Below are 21,750 nucleotides of genomic sequence, written 5' to 3'. Positions count from 1 at the left end.
TATGCCACGTAAAATTATCCTGACCTGTGCGGTGACTGGGTCTATCCACACCCCGAGCATGAGCCCCTATCTGCCTGTTACCCCTGATGAAATTGCCACATCTGCGATTGAGGCAGCAGAGGCGGGGGCATCTGTTTTGCATCTGCATGCGCGCGACCCGGAAAATGGCAAACCCAGTTCCGACATTAATGTGTTTCGCCAGTTTCTGCCGCGCATCAAAGACGCGACCGACGCGGTGATTAACCTGACAACGGGCGGCAGTTCGCAGATGACCGTGGAACAGCGTTTGTCCGCGCCTGCTGAGCTTGCGCCGGAAATGTGTTCGCTGAACATGGGGTCGATTAATTTTGGCCTGTTTCCGATGAAAGACCGTTACACGGATTGGAAACATGATTGGGAAGAACCCTTTCTTGAGAACACCCGCGACGTGGTTTTCAAGAATACGTTTCAGGATATTGAAGCGGTGTTTGGCATGTTGGGCGACGCGGGCGGGGCGAAGTTTGAATTTGAATGCTACGACGTTGGGCATATTCAATCTGTGGCGTTTTATTTGAAGCAAAACCGCATCAAAGCGCCGGTGTTTTTGCAGTTTGTCATGGGCGTTTTGGGGGGCATTGATGCCAGCCCGCAAAGCCTGATGATGATGAAGGAAACGGCGGACCGGCTGCTTGGCGATCAATATGAGTTCTCGGTTCTGGCGGCGGGACGTCAACAGATGACCCTAGGCACGATGTCTGTGATTTTGGGCGGGAACGTGCGTGTGGGGTTGGAAGACAGCTTGATGATCAGTCGCGGGGAACTGGCCATCAGCAATGCGCAACAGGTGACCAAGATTCGCACCGTGTTGGAAGAACTTGGGTATGAAATTGCAACGCCGGATGAGGCGCGTGAGATGCTGCAGCTGAAGGGCGCAGATAAGGTAGGGTTTTAAGAATGAAAGTTTTTGCTGATCAGGCGCATCAGGCCCTGCACGATCCCAGCGGTTATCTGGTGGATGGCGTCATGCAGCCAAATCCAGAACAGCCCGAACGTATGGAGCGGCTTTTGGCGGGTGTCGCCGCCGGTGGTCATGAGGTGAGCGCGCCGGAAGATCACGGGTTGTCGCCCCTGGCGGCGGTGCATTCACCGGCCTATATTAAGTTTCTCTCGACCGTGCACAAACGGTGGTCGCGCAATCCCGCCGCTGCGCCTGAAATTTTCCCAAACATTCATCCAGATCGCCGCACGGCCAGCTATCCGACTTCTGCGATTGCGCAGACAGGCTTTCACGTTGCCGACATGTCTTGTCCGATTGGGGAACATACTTGGGACTCTGCGCGCTGGTCTGCCAATTGCGCGGTCTCGGCGGCACAGGTGGTTGAGGCGGGCGATGACGTGGCTTATGCCCTGTGCCGCCCTCCGGGCCATCATTGTTTTAGTGATCTGGCGGGTGGGTTCTGTTATCTGAATAACAGTGCGATTGCGGCGCAATATCTGCGTAAGACCCATGATCGGGTTGCGATTATTGACGTAGATTTGCACCACGGCAACGGCACCCAGGGCATTTTCTATGAACGCAGCGATGTGTTCACCTTGTCTATCCACGCAGACCCCGATCGCTTTTATCCGTTCTTCTGGGGGCATTCCCATGAAGTGGGCGAAGGGGCCGGGCATGGGTACAATCTGAACATTCCACTGCTACGTGGCACAGCAGATGATGGGTTTATGAAAGGCCTGGCGGCTGGTCTTGAGGATGTCAAAGCCTTTGCCCCTGGTGCGGTTGTGATCGCCTTGGGTCTTGATGCCTATGAAAACGACCCCTTTGGCGGCCTGTCTGTTTCAACCCCGGGATTTGCTGTGATGGCGAAATTGCTGGCGGGCCTGAACTTGCCGACTGTGATTGTGCAGGAAGGTGGATATCTGTGTGACGAATTGGGCGAAAATCTGCATTCTTTCCTAAGTGGTTTTGAAGAGGCGTGCGCATGAAAGATTGGGTCAGATCACCTGTACGGTCGGTTCCCGAGGATTGGATCGATTACAACGGTCATATGAACCTGGCCTATTACGTGATGGCCTTTGATCACGATCTGGATGACCTTTTAGATCGTGAAATCGGGGCAGGGCCGTCGTTTAGCGAACGTCATAATCAAGGGCCCTTTGCCCTGCAGAATCATGTGCATTATCTGGATGAACTGCTGGAGGGGGAGCGGTTCTATTGCAAATTTCTGATGTTGGATGGGGATGCCAAGCGCGTGCATATTGCAGGATCTATGCATCGGGAAAAAGACGACTCACCTGTGTGTGTGATGGAACAGGTATTGGTCAATGTGGATCATGGAACCCGTCGTTCTGCGCCTTATCCGGAAGAAATACAGGGGCGTATTGCCGCTATGGTTGAATTGCATCGCGATGTAGAGCGGCCGATACAGATCGGGCGTCCCATTGGATTGCGGAAGTCGCAAAATTGACCGTATGTGTCACATCAGCACTGTTACATATGTGATATCTGTGTCTTTATGTCGGAAACCACACGCCGATTGTCGTGAAAAGACAGCGGGATGAAGGGATCGAAAAAACGTCAGATGAACAGAAAAGTTTATCAAATGACAAAAAAGCACAAATTAAATTGCGAATGCTAAAATATTTGCATAATGTGCCGGACTAACAACCGGGACGTCGCCACTAAAGAAGCCACGCCCATAACGCATAAACCAGTCTATAGGGAGAAAACTATGACATTTACTAAACTGACCAAAGGTCTTGCTGCCGGTGCACTTGGCGCACTGATGTCCACAGCGGCAATCGCGGAAGACATCACCCTGCGTTTCGCAGGTGTGTTCCCGATCGACCACCAGGGTACAAAAATGATGGAACAGGTTGCTGCTGACGTTGCTGCAGCTGGCGTTGGTCTGTCCATCGACGTATTCCCTGCGAACCAGCTGGGTTCCGGCGAAGCACTGTTCGAAGACGTTGCACGTGGCAACATCGATCTGGCAGCTGCGTTCATCTACGCTGACACCGATCCTCGCCTTGAGTTCCTGTCCATGCCATTCCTCGTTGGTGGCTGGGATGACATGAACAACATCATGCGCAACCTGGATTCTGAATATAACACCATTCTGCAGGAAATCGTAGGCGACTACGGCGTGCAGGTTCTGGCACAGAACCCTGAAGGTTTTGTTGGTATCGTGGCAACAAAAGAGCCAACCAACTGGAACACTTTCGACGACAAAGGCATGAACATCCGCGTATGGTCATCCAACGTTGTAAAATCCATGGTTGAATCACTGGGTTTCCAGGCGACAACAATGGCTTGGGGCGACATCTTCCCAGCGATCCAGTCCGGCATTGTTGACGGCGCGATCTGCTGTACCAAGACTGCGACTTACTCTATCTTCGCACAGTCTGATGTTGGTTCACACTTCATCGAGTACAACTCAATCTCTGAGCTGACAACTTTCTACGGTTCACAGCGTTCTTTGGACAAGCTGAACGACGAGCAAAAAGCTGCTCTGCAAGCTGCGATGACCAAAGCGTCTGACGACTTCTTTGCTTACAACCGTGAAAACGACGCGGTCTTCGGTGAGAAGCTGGTTGAAAGCGGCTACACCATCCTGAGCCTGAATGACGAAGAGCAAGCTGCAATGGCTGCACACGTACAGGAAAACATCTGGCCTCTGATGGCTGAGAGTGTTGGCCAGGACGTTATCGATCGTCTGCTGGCTGCAAAAGCAGCTAACTAATCGGTAGTTTCTGAAAGGGCCGGCGAATTTGCCGGCCCTTTTTCTACGTTCTGAAACATACATGATACGATAGGGGGGGGCATGACGAATACTAATTCAGGTGGATTTTCAATCCTTCGAAACGACTGGGTCCGGGCTGCTATACTGGCAGCAATTGTGGCGATTTCATATTTTCTAGAGTTCCGGATCGGAATGGGGATCGGCGCATGTTTGTTGATCCTGAGTGTCTTTTGGCACGTGTCCACGGACCAGGGTGAATATAAAGTAACAGATGAATTGCCAGTGTTGATTGGCGCGCCGATGGGATGGATCCTGATTGGTGTAAAGGCAATCACCACATTTTCTGGCTGTCTGATGGCCTTTACTTTTGGCCTCGTGGTTGTTCGACGCTATATATTTGGCCTTGATGTTTTCGCATATGAAGAATGGCTTCTGGCGATCAGCATTGTGGGTTACTTCACTGGCGCTGTTCTGGCATCTGAGCGTAAGCTGCACATCAACGCCGATATCCTTGGTATCATCATCCACAACCCGCGCCTGATCTGGTGGCGGGGTTTTATCGTGATGTCGATTGAACTGTTCGTAACGGTGTTCATCGTCTATGCCTGCTACGTCTCGCTTGCGGATGACTTTTCCTTCCCGCGTCTCAGAGCAACCCCAGTTCTGCGCGTTCCGTTCGTGTCCTGGCGCATCGCGATCATGGTCGCCTTTGGCCTTATGTCGATGTATTCCGCGACTTATCTTTACGTTCATATCCGCAAGGGCCTTGGTCTGCCCCTGAAAGCTGACACCCTTGAGGAGGCAAACGCATGATTATTACCGGAAGTCTGATTATTGTCTGCGTGATGCTGCTTCTTGGCGTCAGCGTATATGTGGCCTTCGGGTCAGTTCTGATCTTTATCGCAATGGTCGGCGACCAGTCTATCTCTGGTTACCTGCCAACAGGTTCAACAGGGATCCGGTCCCTTGTGTTGCTTGCGATTCCACTGTTCATGATTGCCGGTGGCATCATGGAAAAAGGTCGGATTGCTGCGCCGCTTGTGTCACTTGCTGAAATGTTCATCGGTCACATCAAAGGCGGGCTGAGTGCCGCTGCGGTTCTGGCCTGTGGTGTGTTTGGTTCCATCTCTGGTTCTGCGAACGCAACATTGACCTGTATCGGTGGCATTATGATGCCGCATCTGAAGAAAGCGAACTATCCCAGAGGGCAGTCTGCTGCGCTGATCGTGTCCGCAAGCCCGCTGGGCCTGCTGATCCCACCAAGTTCATCGCACATTCTGTACGGTTGGGTTGCACAACAACACGTGTTGAAATGCTTTCTGTCCACGGTGATCCCGGCGATCATTCTGATCACACTGCTGATTATCACCAACCAGATCATGTTGCGTAAGCACAATGATATCCAACTGACAGAACGTCCGAACCCATTTATGCCTGCGCTGATGGGTCAGGGTCGCCTGGCCGGTCCGGCACTTATGATGCCTATCATCATTTTGGGCGGTATCTATGGTGGTATCATGACCCCAACCGAAGCTGCGGGTATTGCGGTGGTTTATGCGATCCCGGTTGCGATCTATTTCTACAAAGGTCTGACTTGGAAAACACTGGCGCAAACCATTCAGCGTTCTGGCGTTACCATTGGTGTTGTTATGGCGATGATCTTTATGGTTCTGATCGTATCTGACAACCTGATCGCTCAGGGTGCCCCACAGATCGCAAAAGACATGGTGTATTCCGTATCTGACAACCCAATCGTCATTCTTCTGATGATCAACGTTGTGATGATCCTGATCGGTATGCTGATGGATGATATCTCTGGTTTGCTTTTGGCGACGCCTATCCTGCTGCCCATCGCGCAAAGCGTTGGTATGGACCCGATCCATTTCGCGGCGGTGATCGGTGTGAACCTGGGTATGGCGAACATCACGCCACCAACAGCACCACTGCTGTATCTGGGGGCGCAGGTGTGTGAAACGCCTGTTGCAAAGATGCTGTGGCCCACTCTGGTCTTCATCGTATTTGCATGGTTGCCAACACTGATGCTGACCACGTTTATCCCGGAACTGGCACTGTTCCTGCCGGACCTGCTTCTGAGCAAATAGGCAAAGTGAAACGACAAAGAAAGAGCCCGCAATTTGCGGGCTCTTTTTATGTGGGTCAGTGATTGATGGTTGGCCCTTTTTTACGGGGTCAGAACTTGGCGATCAGATTCAGGAAGACGCCTCGGTTGGTGTAATCAATCTCGCTGAGATCATCCGACACATTGCCCCATTCATATCCCAGGCCGATCTTGGCATTGTTGCCGACGTGTCGATAGCCAGCCAGCAAAGCACCGGTTTCGCGTGTGCCGCCTTCGGTGTGCAGAACACGCGTTTCAGCTAGGACATCCCAGTTGTGTACGACATGCCAGTCAAGACGGAGAATACCCAGGTGGGCGGTGGAATCTGTGACAATTCCCGTGGTGCGATCGGTGATATCGGACGCGCGGACACCATATTTCCCACCAAGAGTGAACTGGTCATTCAGGTCATAATTTGCGTCGACAGAAAAGATATGGCTGCGCTGTTTCGGACCTGTGGTTGAACCTGACACATTCACCTGGTCAACGCCGGGCAGATCATGCAGGAAAGTATATCGCAGAAGGGCGTTCAGGCGGTCATTTTCCACCGGACGATAGGCGTAGCCCAAGCTGAATTCTGCATATTCCCCATCGCGAAAATCACCTTCGGCACTGTCCGCGTAAAGCGCATCTAGATTTGCCAGGAAACGCCAATTGTCGGAGACGCGGTTTTCGTAACCAGCGGAAACGGCCCAGACTTCTTGATCTTGGCTGAGGCCTGCGCCATCATCCGTGCGGTATTCCAATCGTAAACGTGCGCTTTGATCATCGGCACCGGCATAGGCAACGCCCGCGGAATAGGCGCGGCGTTCAAAATCGCCGTTGATCGGGTCACGTACGTCTCCGGCTTCAATCGCCGCGGATAAGGTCCAGGTGCTGTCAGGCGTATAGGTTACGCCGTAAGACTGGGTCAGAGAACGGCGCGTGCCGAAGAGGTCCCAGTTGTTTTCCATATAGGTGGAAACGTTGTCAGATACGCGATATTTACCGCCCAGAACCACGGTGCCACGGTCTTCGCCGATAAGGCTGTAACCGGCACCTGTGCGGGTCGGGTCTAGGGTGTAGCCCAGGTAAATCTCATTATCAGCGGTTGGGGCATATCGCAGACGCAATTTACCGCCCGCGCCCTGATCTCCGCCGGATATTTCAGCGAGAAGGCCCAGTTTTTCAGTCAGTTGCGCGTCAACACCCAGGCCAATGCGGTTGTCACGTTCGAGCCCACCGGAATGGGATAGGGCTGCCTGACCAAAGCCGTAATATGTCAGATCTTCTGTCGGTGCATAGGTGATACGGGTGGCAAAATTTGTCAGGCGTCCCGTGCGTCCGGCATCACCTGGGGTGACGCGATCTTCATGGTTTAGACCTGCGGCAATGGTCCATTGATCATTCATGTCCCAATTCAGCGAAACTTCGCCTTCCGTCAGGCGTTCACCACCAGATTTCTCGAATTGTTCAAATTGTGCACCAAAGCTTAGCTGGTCGGACAATTCAGCTTCGACATCAAATCCGAATAGATCCTGATCCTGTGAAATGTCTTCGTTCAGCGTGCTGAAACCGGCGTCTTTATGTTCGTACCAAATATCTGCCTGGCCGGGTGTCGTCAGGCCCAGATCGGCGAATTTAAGACCCGCCTCGATACGCGTACCATTGGCAGCGGCCCCGCTGCCTGTGGGCAGATCATTCAGGGAAAGACCACCATCGGTGGACACTGTGCGACCAAATCCCGGACCCTGGGTATGGGCGATTTCAGCCTGAACAAAGCTTTGACCGAATTCATACCGCAGATCTACGCCATGGGTTGTCTGATCCGCAGCGCCAGTTTCGTCGCTGCTGGCACTGAGGCCAAGACGCAGATTATCCGTAACCCAAGCTTCGGCACGGCCACCAAAAGACGCACCATCAAGGTTGGCACCGCCCGGGGTGTATTCATAAAGCGCCACCAGGTTAACGTCATAATCCCCACTTGCGCCACTGATCAGGCTGTTGCCGGATGTCGAGGATTGCAAAGGTTTGCTGAGAACCACAACACCTTGGATATAGTCGATCTCATAATCCTGCCCGGCGATCAGAGTGGTGGTTTTCACCACGCGCCCCGTGTCCGGATCAATCACTTGGATCTGCAGGCTTTCGGATGCGCCGTTGATATCCTGATGCGCTAGGAAATATACGGATCCGCCCGTTCCACGCAAAATGTCGCGTTGGGGCAAAGTATCAGGCGATGCACCATAAACCGTGAGCTGGCGGCGGGCATTGCCGCTTTCGGTAACAGAAGGCGAGGTATAGCGCAGCTCTGCCCCATATAGATCACGGGACTGGGCCAGTAGGCGATCTTCGTTCAGGTCATTGCGGAAATCACCCCAGGTGAAGCGCAGACGATCATTTTCCGCCCGCAGATAAACCCTGCCAGAAGTGGGGGTATTGTCTACGGCGGTGCTGTCATCCCCGTAAGTCGGATATAGATCTTCGGGATCAAGGCGTTTAATCACATGACGGGGATCTTTGTCATTCAGACGATGAAAGATGTCTTCCAGATCTCCTTCACCGGTGTCGGCCGAGGATGTGATGCGCCAACCACTTTGGGTGCGCCCATCGACATAATAGGCCAAACGCCCGTCGGAATAATTGCGTTCAAAGTCGGGATCCGCTTCGGCTGCATCATCTTGAAGGTGCCGTCCGAAGGTCAGGTCGGCAAGTGCCACATAGAACCATTCCGATCCCGGGATTTCCACGTCACGTTTTAGGGATTGGTTGCCAAATGACAGATCCACCACGTGGTCGCCTGCGGGTAAAATGCGGCTGACGACAAACTGACCGCTGCCATCCACAGGCACGTCACTGCCCATGATACGCACGGTTGATCCCGGTGTCAGGCCGGTGCCGTGGGCCGTGATCTGCCCCCCCCGGATCGGGATATTGCGCACACGTGTGCGGTCTTCGCCTTCACCGGCGGCCACCACATTGCCATTGGTCTGATGGGTTGGAAAAGAAGCACCCATACGTGTTACGGGCAAAGGTGCGGTTTCATCAAAGCGGCCCTGTGCGTCATAGACCCGTAATGCATAGGTGAAATCACCACTGCCACTGGCGGGCATTGTCCAGTTTACTGTTCCATTTGCATCCGCAGGAAGGGTTGCGATTACCGGACGCCCGCGGCGGGCATTGTCGCGAATGCGGATTTCTGATCGGGCAATATAAGCGGGGTAATTGGCTGAACTGCGGAAACGCACCACATCGCCCACCTGAAAGCCAGCCCGTAAATCAGAGGTTGCGACATTCAGCAGGCGTTGTTGCTGCAACCCATCATAACGTACATCCATCCCGGCGCGGGCAATGGCACGGTCTTCGTCGCGCCGCAGATTGCGTGGTGGGCGAGCCCCGATAAAGGGTTGGTTATCAATAGAAATGGCGAAACCAGTGGTCTCGAATTCATCATTGGTGGTGATGCGCCCCTGTTCGGTATTGCGCCCGATGGGCAGGCGTGCGGTGGCTGGGGTGCATTCGGCCTGATCGGGCAGACATGTCCCAGGGGTCTGGGCATAACCGGCAACAGCCAGCAGCACAGATGTGGTCACAGCAGAGCCAGCCAGAAGACGTCGCAGGGCACGGGATCGGGGGGTAACATATGTCATCTTTAAATCTCTGCTTTTGCGTTAGTGCGGGCGTACAATTGTGTGTTCAATCAGCAATCTGACCTGTCCGACATCGCGCCATTCCCGCCGGATATGGCGTTCGGTCAATTGGGTCAGCGCCCGGGCCTGGCGCAGCTGATCCCCATCGGCATTTGACGGAATATGGAAAGCCAAGCGCAGGTGAACCCGTTCTGCAGCAATCTGTTGCAGCAAGGTCGAAATTCCCGAAATGACCTGTGGCTTCAGCGCAGGCTGACCATCGGCACCATTGGTAAAGGCGTTGACGTTCAGATCTACACGCACCACGCGTGACAGGGATGCACCAAAGTGGATTTCCGACATCTTGCCCGGTGTCAGGCGGATCACACGGGGGTTCTCTGATGTTAGGCGATATCCGGTTGGCAAAGATGCAGTGTCCAGTTTCAGAATGAAATTAGATCCGCGACTTGGTGGCAACATGGCACAGGGCACGTGGAACCGTCCGAATTCATCTGTGGTGATCACAGTGCCATCGACACCTGCAACACGGGCCGCTGGGATGCCAATTTCGCCGTCATTTTGATAACCATCCCCGTTTTCATCGTCAAAAACACGACCAATCACATCGCCACAGTCGAAGACGGGTTCTGGCAGAATGCGCACGGTGGCCGTGGCGGGTGGCGCGAGCAGGCTGTCATCTGAAGGATTGCGGATTGATGCAGTGTTTACATGTTCACCGGGATCAGATCCCGTGCTGACCAGCGCACGCAGGGTCAGTGTCACCGTTGTCAGGGGGGGAACCGGTATATCCGACCAGGTGATCACACGGCCTTCAACCGTGACATCTGCTTCGGACCCGTCAAGGGTTGCAGAACCATCCACATAGAGGAAACCAGCAGGCAAAATGTCTAGCGCGTTCAGGTCACCAGATACCACCGGGTTATCGTTGCGGATGGTGATGGTGTAAGGCACGACACTGCCCCGTTCCACCACATCACGTGGGGTGGTTTTGTTCACGGTTAGACCGCTTGGCGCAAGTGAAGATTCGATCTCATATTCAGTCCGGTCATCGTCGCTATTGCCGTCGCTGTCATCGCCGTCATCAGACAGATCACTGACTGCTTCTGGTGTGCCGGGCACATCGGGAGCAAAGACGGGCAACGCAGTTGCTGTTGCCGCGTTGGATGTACCGCCGCCGCTGATCGCATCAATCGTGAAGGTAAAGCTGGCCTTATAAGTGGCGGTTTCACCGATCTCTAAGGCACCCTCTGCAGATCCGTCATCTGCACTGTCAAAGTCAGGGCCTGCATCCAATGTCAGACTGCGGCCATCCATAGCAAGGAAATCATCCGTCAGTGTAACATTTTCCACGGGTGTATTGCCGATGTTTTTAACGGTGATCGTATAGGTGATCAGATCTCCCACGCCATCAATCCCGTCGCCCTCATCGGTGAGCTCTTGGGTTTTGGTTACATCAAGGCCAGTAATCGCTGCCTGCGTCACGGTTTCTGTGGTGTCGTCGCACACCGTTGGAAATGCCACAGAACAGATTTCATAGCTGACTTGATACGCCCCGGCAGGTGTATCTGGTGCAAGGGTGATAAGCCCGGTGCCTGTATCAAGGGTCAGAGGCGCATCACTGTTGAGAACTTCAATTGTGACATTGGTAAGTGTGGCCTGCGCATTGATCACCGTATCAGAGGCCAGGACCGTTGTGGTGGTTCCGCCATTGGTTTCAATCGGGGGGAAGGTTTCGGGCAGGGCTTCGATTGGGGCAACAATTGCCAGATCAGAACTGGTGTCGGTCACTTCCTGTGGATTTGGTCCGGCCGTGTTATAATGACCCGTAACAGTTGCGGTATTGTTCACAAGCCCGCGGTCTACATCGGCTTGCGTCAGTGCATAAGTGCCTGTGATGTCGGTGTTTACGGCCCCTGGATCAATGCTGGCTACGGGGTTATTCGTCAAAACAACACCAGGCAGAATGTCTTCAATCGTGACATTGGTCAGGGTGACATTGCCGGTATTTGTGATCGTAAAGCTATAGGGGATTTCATCCCCCACTTGGGCAACCGCAGAGAGGAAGGCGGAATCATCGGCTTCTTTCAACAGGGTAATACCGGGGTTCTGACCCAAAGGCGTAATGGTTGCGGTGTTATTTGAAGGCGCGGTGCCAGATATATTGCTGACTTCGGGTCCGCTGGGAGGGGTGCCAAAGACAGTTGCGGTGTTCGCGGCCTGTCCCGCATCAATATCGGCCTGGGTTATCGGATATGTGGCACGGAAATTCGTGGTGTCACTTGCGCCGGGATCCAGGCTTGTGATTGGATCGCCGGTCAGGGTCAGCCCCACAAGGGGATCTTCAAGGCGCACATTGGTCAGGGTGACGTTGCCAGTGTTCACAATCGCGAAACTGTAGACGATTTCTTCACCGGCAATGGCAGGCGATGACAAGCCCGTTTCATCCGCGGTTTTCACAAGGGTCAGCGAAGGTGCCCGCACAAGCGGCGTGATCAGAGGTGTGTCATTTGTGTTTGCACTGCCGCTGAGATCGTTGACATCGGTTTCATAGGGGTCTTTGGCACTGACTGTCGCTTGGTTTTCGACTTCACCCGCATCCACGTCTGCCTGTGTCAAAACATAGACTGCAGTGAATGTTGTGCTGTCGGACGCCCCTGGTGCCAGTTCTGCGATTGCTGTGCCGCTCATGGTCAGCCCCGGCAGGGGGTCTGTGACGCTGACGTTGTAAAGGTTCACATCACCTGTGTTTGTGATCGTGAAATTATAGCTAATTTCGTCGCCTTCTTTTGGTGGTGATGACAAGGCTGACACATCTGCGGTTTTCACAAGCGCGATACCTGGATTGAAGACCGGGGCGACCGGTGTCGGGTCATCTTCATTCGCATCTCGTCCGGATCCGTTTCCACTGGCATCGGCGTTGGTGCCATTGTCAGACAGATCTGTCAGTTCAGTGTTGCCATCGGATGTCTGGCCGGACAATACGCCCTCTGCCATAACAGAGGCTTGGTTTTGGTAACGCCCACCATGACCCAGAGGATCTGGCAGTGGCACGGTCGGCCGCACCCGAAGGGCAAACTCCACAGTACATGTTGCGCCGGACGCCAGATCAAAGCCCTGCGCCAGAAGATCAACCGCGTCACCCGTATAAGCCGCATTTGATCCGCCACAACTGCCTGAAGGGGGCTGCAGCACTGTGTACTGACCAGGTGTCAAAGTGTCCGATGCCGGTGTGGTCAGCGCTTGATAAACCCCGAAATCTGGGGCGGTGCCAACGATTGCATCTGTGATTGTGATATTGGTGAGATCTTCAAGGCTGAAGTTTTCGGCAATCACCCGGAAGGTGACATTAAATGAACCGTCGGCATTGGCAGAAGGTCCGGTCAGGATTGATTTCGCAAGACCAACACGCGCCTGAGGCACCACAGTGAACATATATCCGGTTGCATCGGTATCGCCACCAAGAACAACACCTGTGATCTGATCCGACGCAACTGCGGTCCCGCCCGCATCGCCTGGGGTGTTTGTCCCGTCATTCAGCCATGCTTCAGATGGGGCTGTGCGTGTCAGGGTGTATTCCCCTTCTGGTAACAGGGCAAAGGTAAAGGCGCCGTTTGTATCTGTCGTGACCTGACGCGTGACAACAGTGCCGTCGTGTGCCGTACCAGAAAGGGCAATAGTGGCCCCTGCAATCGCGGTATCTGTGGCGGCCTTGTTGGCATCGTCGTTGAAATCACGAAACATCAGGCCGCTGATGGAAGACGTGTTCACTGTGACCTGACCCGTTCCACTGTCATTTGAAGCATCAACATCAAGCGATGATGTTCTGATGCGGCCGGTATTGGTGATCAGCTGCCCATCTGTCGTGACCGCCGTGACTTTGACGGGTGCCGTGACTTGCGCAATACCACCTGAACTTAGTGTTCCAAGATCACAACTGAACGATGTGCTGCCGATAGCCCCTGTACAGGTGGAATTTGTGATGGATCCGGATGTGGCAACAACCGATGGCAGGCCCGTCAGCACCATATTCGCGGGTAAAGTATCACTGACCACGACATCATCTGCTTCGGCTAGATTTGGCCCAGGTTGGTTTGTCGCAGTGATCACAAAGTCAAAGCTGTCCCGCAGGTTCACCGTGCCGGGATCTGCAACTTTCGACGCGATCTGTACATCCGCTCGGGTGCGCACAGTGGTGGTTTCGCTGACTTCATTGTTCAGTGCGCTTAACTCAAATCCAAGCGCCACTTCATCGGAACTGACTGTCGCGGTATTGGTGGCCACACCTTTTGTGATACCGGCCGCAACAATGGTGATTTCACGCGTCTCCCCGTCTTCCAAGATGGGGAAGCTACATGTCAGTGTACCACCTGTGCTGCCTGCTGCAGGCACTGTGGTACACGTGCCATCCACGGGCACACTATGGGAGACATAACTGAGATTGCCCGCAGGCATTTGATCCGTCACCACCACGTTTTCCGCATGAGACGGGCCCGAGTTCAGAACTGTCAGCGTATAAGTTGTGGTATCCGGGATCGCGACAGGATCAACGCTGTCGTCTTTGCTGATCTGTAGATCCAGGACAGAATCCGTCACCTCGGATGTTACACTGCTGCTGTTGTTGGAACTGTCCAGCTCAGTGGTGTCGGTGGTCACACTTACGGAGTTTTCAATAGAAGTGCCGCTGGCCGAGGTTTTTGGGCGCAATATGACCGTGACTGTGCGTTGCGCACCACTGTTGATTGCGCCTAAACTACAGACCACCTGATCATTGCCCGTACCCGTCGTCGAGCCCGCAGCGGGAGCTGCTGAACAGGATCCTGCAGATGGCGTGGCCGATACGAAAATCATATTTCCTGGGAGAGTATCTGTTACCGTCACGTTTTGAGCGGGGCTCAGGCCGGGCGAGGCATTACGTGCAGTGATGACGTAACGCAGCTCCTGTCCTGCGGGGACACTTGTGCGTGACGCTTGTTTGGTGACCGTGACATCAGCGCGTGCGTTTACGATGTATGTTGGGGACGTGGCTGTGTTATTGGTATGATCCGGGTCAGCAGTCCCGTTGGACACAATGGATGCGGTGTTTGCACGTGGTGAACTGCCATGTCCCGGACGCACAGAAAAGCTGATTTTGGGACAGTTGACACCAGGAGTACAGGTCGGCAAGCTTGCAATGTTACATGTCAGGCGCACACTGCGGCCACCGGACGCAAAGGTACCACAGGTAACGCCAGAGGCGGCATTTTCTTCAATCGTATATGAGATAAATGCCGCGTTGGGCGCACCCCGGGTGTTTGACAGCAATTGCGTGACATTGTCTGAAACTTGGATACTGTTTGATGTTGAATCGCTGGGGTTGATGATCTCAAGGGTAAAGGTCTGGATATCCCCCACAGCAAGTTCAGGCGTATCGAGCGTCTTAACTATCGTAATATCAGCGGAATCGAGACCGGTGCTGCTGGTGGTTGGGACAACCGCAGTATCATTTGCGGGATTGTCGTCCGGCAGATTTGGGTTCACCGAACTGACCGTCATGCTGTTGTTGATGCTACCTGCGTTCGTAACCGTTGTATTGATCACCACAGATGGTGCACTTGCCCCTGCATTCAGAGGGCTGGCTTCGGTGTATTCACGGGTGCAGGTCAGTGGGGCAGGGCCTACCAATGGCCCACCAGGTGTGCAGGTCCAGCCATTTGCGGTGGTCAGACCGTTATAAGTCAAGCCAGCAGGCAAGTTGTCGGTCATAACAAGCGTGCCCCAGAACGGGGCAGTCCCCGCGTTGCGGGCGCGGATCGTATAGTCGTATTCATTCCCAACCACCACAAGCGGTGGCGTGGGGCCGGATTTAGAGGCGGCGAGATCAACATAGGGATCACGAATGACCGCCGTGCCGTCTGTTCCTGTGTTATTTCCAGGGTTGGGGTCGATGGGACCATCCGCGGTAATTTCGGCAACATTTCTGATGCTGCCGGCTGAAACAGCCTCAGCTTCGATCACGATCGTGCCCATCGATACGTTCACACCTGCGGAACCGCCCGCTGGCAATTCACAGGTGACAATCTGACCTGCGACATTACATGTCCAGTCGCTGCCAGCAGGCGGCGTCACACCAAGAACGCTATAATTTGCTGGCAATTCATCGGTAATGGTCACACCAGACGGCGAGTCTCCGGTAAAGAACCCTTGCAATCGGAATGTCACAGTGTCCCCGGTCAGGATCTGACCTGATGGGCTGCGTGTCTTTCGGATCCGTAGATCACTGCCCGCAGTCACCGTAAGGCTATGAGACGTCGTATCATTGCCACTATTCGGATCATCTGGCTGGGAGCTGTTCGAGTTCCCGATGACGGTAACCGTAGAATTCGAAGCCGATGTAACGGTGCCTGTCACGGATAAGTTTTTTGTGGCACCCACCGCAATTGGTCCGCTGACGGTACATTCATAGGCGCCACTGCTTAGGATACAGCCGCCAGGCAGGGATGTCACATTCATGCCCGTCGGAACCGGGATACGCACGATGGTAGATGTCAGAATATCCGGGCCCAAATTTTCAACCGTGAAATCAAGTGTCACAGACTCACCTGATACTGCCGATGGGGGGCCGTTTACTGTCAGATTTACGTCGGAACCTTGCTGAACGGTGGTGGTCTGAATAGCGGTGTTGTTCGCAGGTTGTGTGTCATTGTCATCCGGTACTGTTGCCTGAACGGCAATCACACCGGCGCTGTTTCCGCGTACACGAAATTCACTTTGGATATTGCTGTCGGCGGGGATGGCGGGCACGTCACATATGATTGTGGCCGGGCCTGTGGCAGGCGTTGGTATGCAGGGGCCAATGCTTCCGGTTATGGTTGTGAATTCCGTATCCACGGGGATCTGAATTTCAACAGTCGTGGCCGGAGAAGGGGAGAGGCTGCTGTTTGCAATCTTTAGTTCATACCCGATTTCAGTTCCTGCGGGGACCGGATCTGCTAAATCGCTTAGATCGACGCTCCAGTCATTGTTCTGCGCCAGAGCAGGGTTGCTGGCTGCAAAGGAAAACAACATGACCAGAAGAGAGAGTGTCGTAAGGGGGGGGGCAGGTTGCTTGCAAAGCGAAAGGAGCTTTGTGAGGACGCCAATAATAAATGCATCCGAAAATGCGCTCCGGAAAGAATACCCGAAAACCATCATAACACTCTTAACTTTAAACCAATAAACCCAAATCGCCGAAAAAGCGATACTCACAACTTATCCTATCTGCGCAGTCGCGTTAAACGTAAATAACCTATTAAAAAATTAGTCTTTTGCTATTAAAAAATCAGGTAATTGTCGCCAATTTGTTACAGGAGGCAGATTTAAAGCGGATTTGCAAAATTACAATTCTTCTATCACGTGTGTTGCGCAGCTCTTGCCAAGAAGGCGCTGAGTTATTGCGCAGCCGGAGCGGTGACCGTCTTGAGTAGGAGTGTTTCATAGGGCTTTAGGGTGGGGCGGCTGCTGGGGCCGTAATGCCGGGTATCCTTTTTAAGCTCAGGAAACAGTTCGTAAATTTCTTCACGTGTCGCGTTGGACATAGTGTTCATCGAAGCCGCGCCAGGGTGGAAGCTTTCAGTGGGGATGCCTTCCGCAAAGATAATCTGGTGTGTGTCAAAGAGCAGATGAAAATATTCAACTGTGCCGCCAGGTTGGCGCAAAATAGTTACGTCATTGACCAGGTGTTTCGCGGGCACGAGGGCCTCGTTTCCATCAGAGATCAGTTCCAGTCGCCAGTCCTGTAACAACATCCGGTGCTGGGGGGACACCAGAAGATCTCGTTGATTTCCAAGTGCGCCTTTACGGAATAAAATGGGGGCCAGGTGATCTTGTGCTGGTACGGTTTTTGATCCAACCCAACGCAGTGGCTGGTTTCCATGATCCAGTGTTTGGATCATGTCACCAGGCTGCAGATCTTCGACGGGGCGTTCGCCATGATTTGTGAGGATACGGCTGCCACGCACAAAACAGATCACCTCAAAACGGATGGTCTCGAAATTTGAAAATGAAATATTCCCGATCTGGCCATCTTCATCGCCATCAGTGATTTCATAGTTTCCGGCGGGGCCAATGGTGCCAAAGCTGGGATGCACATAGCCGCCAGCCAGTATCTGGCTGATCGTGGGTTGACCAGATCCCCCGAAGCTAACAGCATTGCCCTGAGGTGTTGTGAACACGCCTTCTGCGCTGTCGGAAATGCCATTGATGTCTGATGCTGTATTTTCCGGTAGAATCGCATCTGTCAGCGTGATGATATCAGCTTCGGCACTGTCTTCGCCTGCGGTGAATACTTCGAGCGAACTGAATGTATCGGTAGACGCGTCGTTAACCTTGGCGACATTGCCGTCACCCGCATTGTTCACATTGACATGGATGGTCTCACCACTGGCGGTTGAGCCACCCGTGGCGTCATAAGTATCCTGCCCGGTGCCCCCGGAGATTACGTCACTTCCGGTGCTCATGACGACGGTGTCATCGCCCCCGGCAAGGTTCATCACATCATTGCCGCCGCCGCCATCCACATGATCTGCCCCGGTTGATCCAGTGACTGTGTCGCTTGCCTGGCCCAGAATGAATTTCTCAAATTCTGAAAAGGACGCGTTTCCACCGCTGCCTGTCAGAGTGCCGGTTTCAGGCGCGCTGAGGTTCAGATCTAGGCTGTTGGTGACTGCGGAGGCATCAAGTACGTCACCCCCATTGTTTTCGCCGCCTTCGCCTGCTGTGATCGTGTCGTTGCCAAATCCGTTGCCGACTGAGAACCGGTCATCCCCTGCGCCCATACTGACGATTTCATCGCCAGAGGATCCTGTAACATCATCATCGCCAGATCCGGTTGTCAGACTTTCAATCTCGCTGAAAGTCAGGGTCTGGGATCCGTCTGTCAGCGTCCCTGCTTCGGCGGAAGAAAAATTGACGGTCAGATCATTGGTAACAGCGTTGGCGTTGATTTCATCGCCCCCATTGTTCTCATCCGTTTCACCGCCTGTGACTGTGTCATTGCCAAACACGTTGGAATCAATGACAAAATCATCGTCACCGGCTTCGCCGTTCAGCGTGTCATTTCCCGCTTCGGCATAGATGGTGTCGTCACCACCCGCGCCAAAGATGGTATCGTCACCGGCACCGCCACGCAGGGTATCATCGCCGTCAGGTGCACCTGACGGATCCCCTGGCACACCGTCAAAGAACAGGTTGGAAACAGACAAAGATCCGCTGTTTCCGGTTTTGATGAATTCTATTCGACCTACGGGGCCGGCGGCATTGATCAGAACTGAACTGTCCGCATCCGTGTCGTCCGCGCTGCCACCTGTAGAACTGAACGTGATGATGTTACCACTGGTCGAAGTCGCAACTTCCGAGCCTGCAGCGAAACTATAGGGGATCAGGTTGCCGGAGGCATCATAGATGCGGACCTCGACGACTTCGAAACCGCTTTCGAAATCGTTTATGCGGAATTCGAGATCACTGACGGGTTGACTGAATTGCACATCTGCCGTGCCGGATCCCTGTTCAAGCGACAGGTTTGAATTTGGATCGACGGGAGTGTCCGCATCTCCGGTGAGCCCCCCGACCTGCTGTGCCCCGGATCCGGTTGTGACATTGGAACTGGTGACTGTAACTGTCGTGCCACCGATCGTGGTGGAACCGTTGGCCAGGCCCGTGTCAGCCCAGTGCAATGTATCACGAGGCGAGGCAGGCCCGTTATCCCCATAGATAATGTCGTTTTGTGAACCGCCAGAAATCGTATCATCGCCACCATACCCGATGATATAATCTTCATCCCCGGTGGCACCTGATAAAAGCGCATCATTGCCATCAACCATATCACCGTCAGCATCGGTATATCCCGCCCCGATGGTGTCATTGCCAGACGTTCCGTCGACATAGCCGTCTCTTGCATCTGCGAGACTGTAGAACACCGATGCGTCGCCAGGGTCGACATCAACTGTATGGTGTTGCCATCGGACCCGGTATAAGTGATCGTGTAGATGCCGCCAGACGGGCCGCTGATCGTGTCGATATTATCGAAATACAGCTGATCTTCGCTACCTTCGTCGTTCAGCGTTAAGTCAAAGTCATCATCAAATGTGGCAAGATCTACGCGAACGACATCGACATCATTGTCTTTGCCACCCAGCTTTTTGATTTCAAGTTCGGTGATTTGATCACCAGATAGATCATCCGTTATGGTGAAGTCATTTGAACCGCTGACGCTGCCAAAGAAATCATCCAGTTCGATTTTGTGGACGTCTTTTTTCTTGTCGAACTTGGCGTCCGACGTCGTGCCACTGCTGGTTGATGCTCCCGAAGGAACGGGAGGCACGTTATTCGATGCCATGCTTTGTACTGCCTCAGAAAATTTGTTTTCGTACAATTTCTGCGGAATTAATAGTTTATTTACACTTCTTTAAAAGTGTTAATTTTGTGGCAAATTTGTGATTTAAACTCCAATTATTAACTAATTGAAAATACTCAATTTATTCTCCTAAAAATGGGAAAAATAAGGGAATCATGTTCACTAATGGGGGTGTGTTACGATTTGTGAAAAAAGTGTCATGTGGAGTTGATGATGGGCCGAAGATGAGTCTTCATGGTATGCAACAAAATGCTGCTGTTAATGGAATCCCAGGGCGCTATATTCGACTTGAAAATAGCTGATACAGACCAAAGGCAGTTTTGAAGATGACCGGGCCGTTTACCATTCGCGATTTCACCCGGGCGCACGGTGCCTATATCGCGCGATTTGCGGCGCAATCGCGTAAGTCACTGGAACGGCTGGATGTTTCCCCAATCAGTGAAACGGAAAAGCATCTGCGTTTCCGCCTAGAGTTTCCAGAGGATCCAGTGATTGTTGACGTCTGGTCAAAGGAAGATCCGGCAGCAGAACAGGCATTTAATCGCGAACTGACATGTGCGCGGCTTTTACAAGGCAGCGCATTAACGGCTAGCTTATTGGGACACAGCCAGGAAAAGTGCTTGATGCTTCGGGGAGACGTGCAGGGAACGCCCCTAAATAGTGTACTGTCACAGGATAATGTGGTTGCGATGTCCAGTTCACTTGGGTCCTGGTTTCAGAGATTCCATCAGAAAATGCCGCAAAAAGAAGCGGATATGACATGGTTTTCATATCTGAAAAACTATCCCGGTTTGTTTGAACCCGAAGAATATGAACGTGAGAAAGCTTTTCTGGAACGCCTGAAGATCGGCGCAGTTTCCATCGCGCGAAATGATCGTATCAGGGGTTTTTTGGTGTCAGACCGTAAGACGATTTGCGCACCGGGTTTTCAACGTGCTGGGTATAAACCCATTGGCTGGGATCTTTTGTTGGCGACGCGCGATCTGGTCCGTCAATTCCCAGGGCAGACAGATGACATTATCGCGGCGCTTCTTGCAGGGTGGGGCGCGAAAGTTCCGGGCCTGAACCCAGAGGATTTTATCCGGCTTGCGAAATTATTCTGCGTTGCAACGGTGTTCCGAGCGTATACGCCTTCGGCTCCGTTGTTGCGCCGATACGCGGATGCGTTCAACGCGAGTCGGGAAAAGGGACAGGGCAAGATCACCACTGTCCTTTCGGTGCCATACAAATCCGACTTGCAGCAGGATGTGCAGCCACAGGATGTTGAAGCATTTCGCAGGCATTTGCAGCTGGTCACAACGGAGCGGGGTGATATGGATCGACAGATAACGGAAGACGAGATCCGTAACACTGACAATCCAGTGCCAGTTCTTGCCGCCATAGGAGAGTACCCCAAAGCGTGGGGCAATTATGCTGCCATTTTCTGATCACCGTCTGATTTCATCCCCGGATACCATTGCTGGAACTTCGTGCGCAGGGTGCCATCCAGCGTGCGCGTGCGGGTTTGTAGCATGAGATGAGCCCCTGTTTTTGACCAACGCATCTGCTGGCGCTTACAGAAACGTTTTCCCACGACGGTATTGACGGTGCTTTCGACAAAGCCGGTGGACACTCGTTCGCCGTAGCGCCGTCGTTCAGCGTAATTTGGGATCATCCAGGCGCTGTTTGCAATGTAGGTCTGAAATTCGGAGGCCGCTTTTCGCAAGGCCTTGATGCTGGCGTATTGCGTTTCGATGTCATCGAGGTCCATGACCAAATCGTCGATGACCTCCTGCCCATCATGCAGGTTGCCATTCCATAGATACCCTTTGATCTGGCGAAGACGCCTGGCCGTCTCCTCGGCCTCATCCGGGTTCAGATGGGCAAGGCCTTTGACATACTGATGCATCACGGTGATCCGCATCGTGATGT

10 protein-coding genes and 1 pseudogene are annotated in these 21,750 nt (G+C 53.3%); 7 read left to right on the top strand and 4 right to left on the bottom strand.

Translation table 11 applies throughout. The annotated features are described in order from the left end of the window. Window position 1: 1 nt before the first annotated feature. From ACPGUT_RS06795 to ACPGUT_RS06770, 6 genes are all read left to right on the top strand, one after another. A complete protein-coding gene (locus tag ACPGUT_RS06795; RefSeq protein ID WP_423989691.1) occupies window positions 2-931 on the top strand; it encodes a 3-keto-5-aminohexanoate cleavage protein in 930 nt (309 codons plus the stop codon). Between the two features lie 2 nt (window positions 932-933). Continuing rightward, a complete protein-coding gene (locus tag ACPGUT_RS06790; RefSeq protein ID WP_423989689.1) occupies window positions 934-1,965 on the top strand; it encodes a histone deacetylase family protein in 1,032 nt (343 codons plus the stop codon). Next, window positions 1,962-2,447 (top strand): thioesterase family protein, encoded by a 486-nt coding sequence (locus ACPGUT_RS06785; protein WP_423989687.1) that lies wholly within the window; start codon window positions 1,962-1,964, stop codon window positions 2,445-2,447. Before ACPGUT_RS06790 ends, ACPGUT_RS06785 begins: the two co-directional genes overlap by 4 nt. A gap of 264 nt (window positions 2,448-2,711) precedes the next feature. Further along, window positions 2,712-3,722: a TRAP transporter substrate-binding protein DctP gene (gene dctP, locus ACPGUT_RS06780; RefSeq protein ID WP_423989685.1), complete on the top strand. Its 1,011-nt coding sequence runs from the start codon at window positions 2,712-2,714 to the stop codon at window positions 3,720-3,722. 81 nt (window positions 3,723-3,803) lie between these two features. Further along, window positions 3,804-4,535: a TRAP transporter small permease gene (locus tag ACPGUT_RS06775; RefSeq protein ID WP_423989683.1), complete on the top strand. Its 732-nt coding sequence runs from the start codon at window positions 3,804-3,806 to the stop codon at window positions 4,533-4,535. Continuing rightward, window positions 4,532-5,824 carry a TRAP transporter large permease gene (locus ACPGUT_RS06770; protein ID WP_423989682.1) on the top strand — a complete coding sequence of 431 codons (1,293 nt, stop codon included), beginning with the start codon at window positions 4,532-4,534 and terminating at the stop codon, window positions 5,822-5,824. The genes ACPGUT_RS06775 and ACPGUT_RS06770 overlap by 4 nt, the downstream gene beginning before the upstream one ends. An 88-nt stretch (window positions 5,825-5,912) precedes the next feature. Here the strand turns inward: ACPGUT_RS06770 and ACPGUT_RS06765 are convergent, their stop codons facing one another. The 3 genes from ACPGUT_RS06765 to ACPGUT_RS06755 form a co-directional block, all read right to left on the bottom strand. Further along, the gene (locus ACPGUT_RS06765; RefSeq protein WP_423989681.1) at window positions 5,913-9,470 is read right to left on the bottom strand and encodes a hypothetical protein; all 3,558 of its coding nucleotides are present in this window, start codon (window positions 9,468-9,470) and stop codon (window positions 5,913-5,915) included. A 21-nt stretch (window positions 9,471-9,491) separates the two neighbouring features. Continuing rightward, complete coding sequence (locus ACPGUT_RS06760; protein ID WP_423989679.1) at window positions 9,492-16,514, bottom strand: DUF7507 domain-containing protein; 7,023 nt, start codon at window positions 16,512-16,514, stop codon at window positions 9,492-9,494. 362 nt (window positions 16,515-16,876) lie between these two features. Continuing rightward, window positions 16,877-19,402, bottom strand: coding sequence for a Hint domain-containing protein (locus ACPGUT_RS06755; RefSeq protein ID WP_423989677.1), 2,526 nt, complete (start codon window positions 19,400-19,402; stop codon window positions 16,877-16,879). Window positions 19,403-20,165: 763 nt separating this feature from the next. Here ACPGUT_RS06755 and ACPGUT_RS06750 point away from each other — a divergent pair. Beyond that, window positions 20,166-21,266, top strand: a complete 1,101-nt coding sequence (locus ACPGUT_RS06750; protein ID WP_423989676.1) for a hypothetical protein — start codon at window positions 20,166-20,168, stop codon at window positions 21,264-21,266. Here ACPGUT_RS06750 and ACPGUT_RS06745 read toward each other — a convergent pair. Next, window positions 21,248-21,750 (bottom strand): annotated as a pseudogene (locus ACPGUT_RS06745) (ISKra4 family transposase); the annotation flags it as partial. The gene ACPGUT_RS06750 and the pseudogene ACPGUT_RS06745 sit on opposite strands and share 19 nt — an antisense overlap.

Source organism: Halocynthiibacter sp. (assembly GCF_049608145.1).
Lineage (GTDB): Bacteria > Pseudomonadota > Alphaproteobacteria > Rhodobacterales > Rhodobacteraceae > Halocynthiibacter.
Note: the sequence above shows the minus strand (reverse complement) of the source record. Positions and strands in the feature narration are given on the sequence as shown.

Coding starts and splice junctions, on each gene's coding strand:
- ACPGUT_RS06795 (WP_423989691.1), top strand. CDS start 2: ATGCCACGTAAAATTATCCTGACCTGTGCGGTGACTGGGTCTATCCAC.
- ACPGUT_RS06790 (WP_423989689.1), top strand. CDS start 934: ATGAAAGTTTTTGCTGATCAGGCGCATCAGGCCCTGCACGATCCCAGC.
- ACPGUT_RS06785 (WP_423989687.1), top strand. CDS start 1,962: ATGAAAGATTGGGTCAGATCACCTGTACGGTCGGTTCCCGAGGATTGG.
- dctP (WP_423989685.1), top strand. CDS start 2,712: ATGACATTTACTAAACTGACCAAAGGTCTTGCTGCCGGTGCACTTGGC.
- ACPGUT_RS06775 (WP_423989683.1), top strand. CDS start 3,804: ATGACGAATACTAATTCAGGTGGATTTTCAATCCTTCGAAACGACTGG.
- ACPGUT_RS06770 (WP_423989682.1), top strand. CDS start 4,532: ATGATTATTACCGGAAGTCTGATTATTGTCTGCGTGATGCTGCTTCTT.
- ACPGUT_RS06765 (WP_423989681.1), bottom strand. CDS start 9,470: ATGACATATGTTACCCCCCGATCCCGTGCCCTGCGACGTCTTCTGGCT.
- ACPGUT_RS06760 (WP_423989679.1), bottom strand. CDS start 16,514: ATGTTGTTTTCCTTTGCAGCCAGCAACCCTGCTCTGGCGCAGAACAAT.
- ACPGUT_RS06750 (WP_423989676.1), top strand. CDS start 20,166: ATGACCGGGCCGTTTACCATTCGCGATTTCACCCGGGCGCACGGTGCC.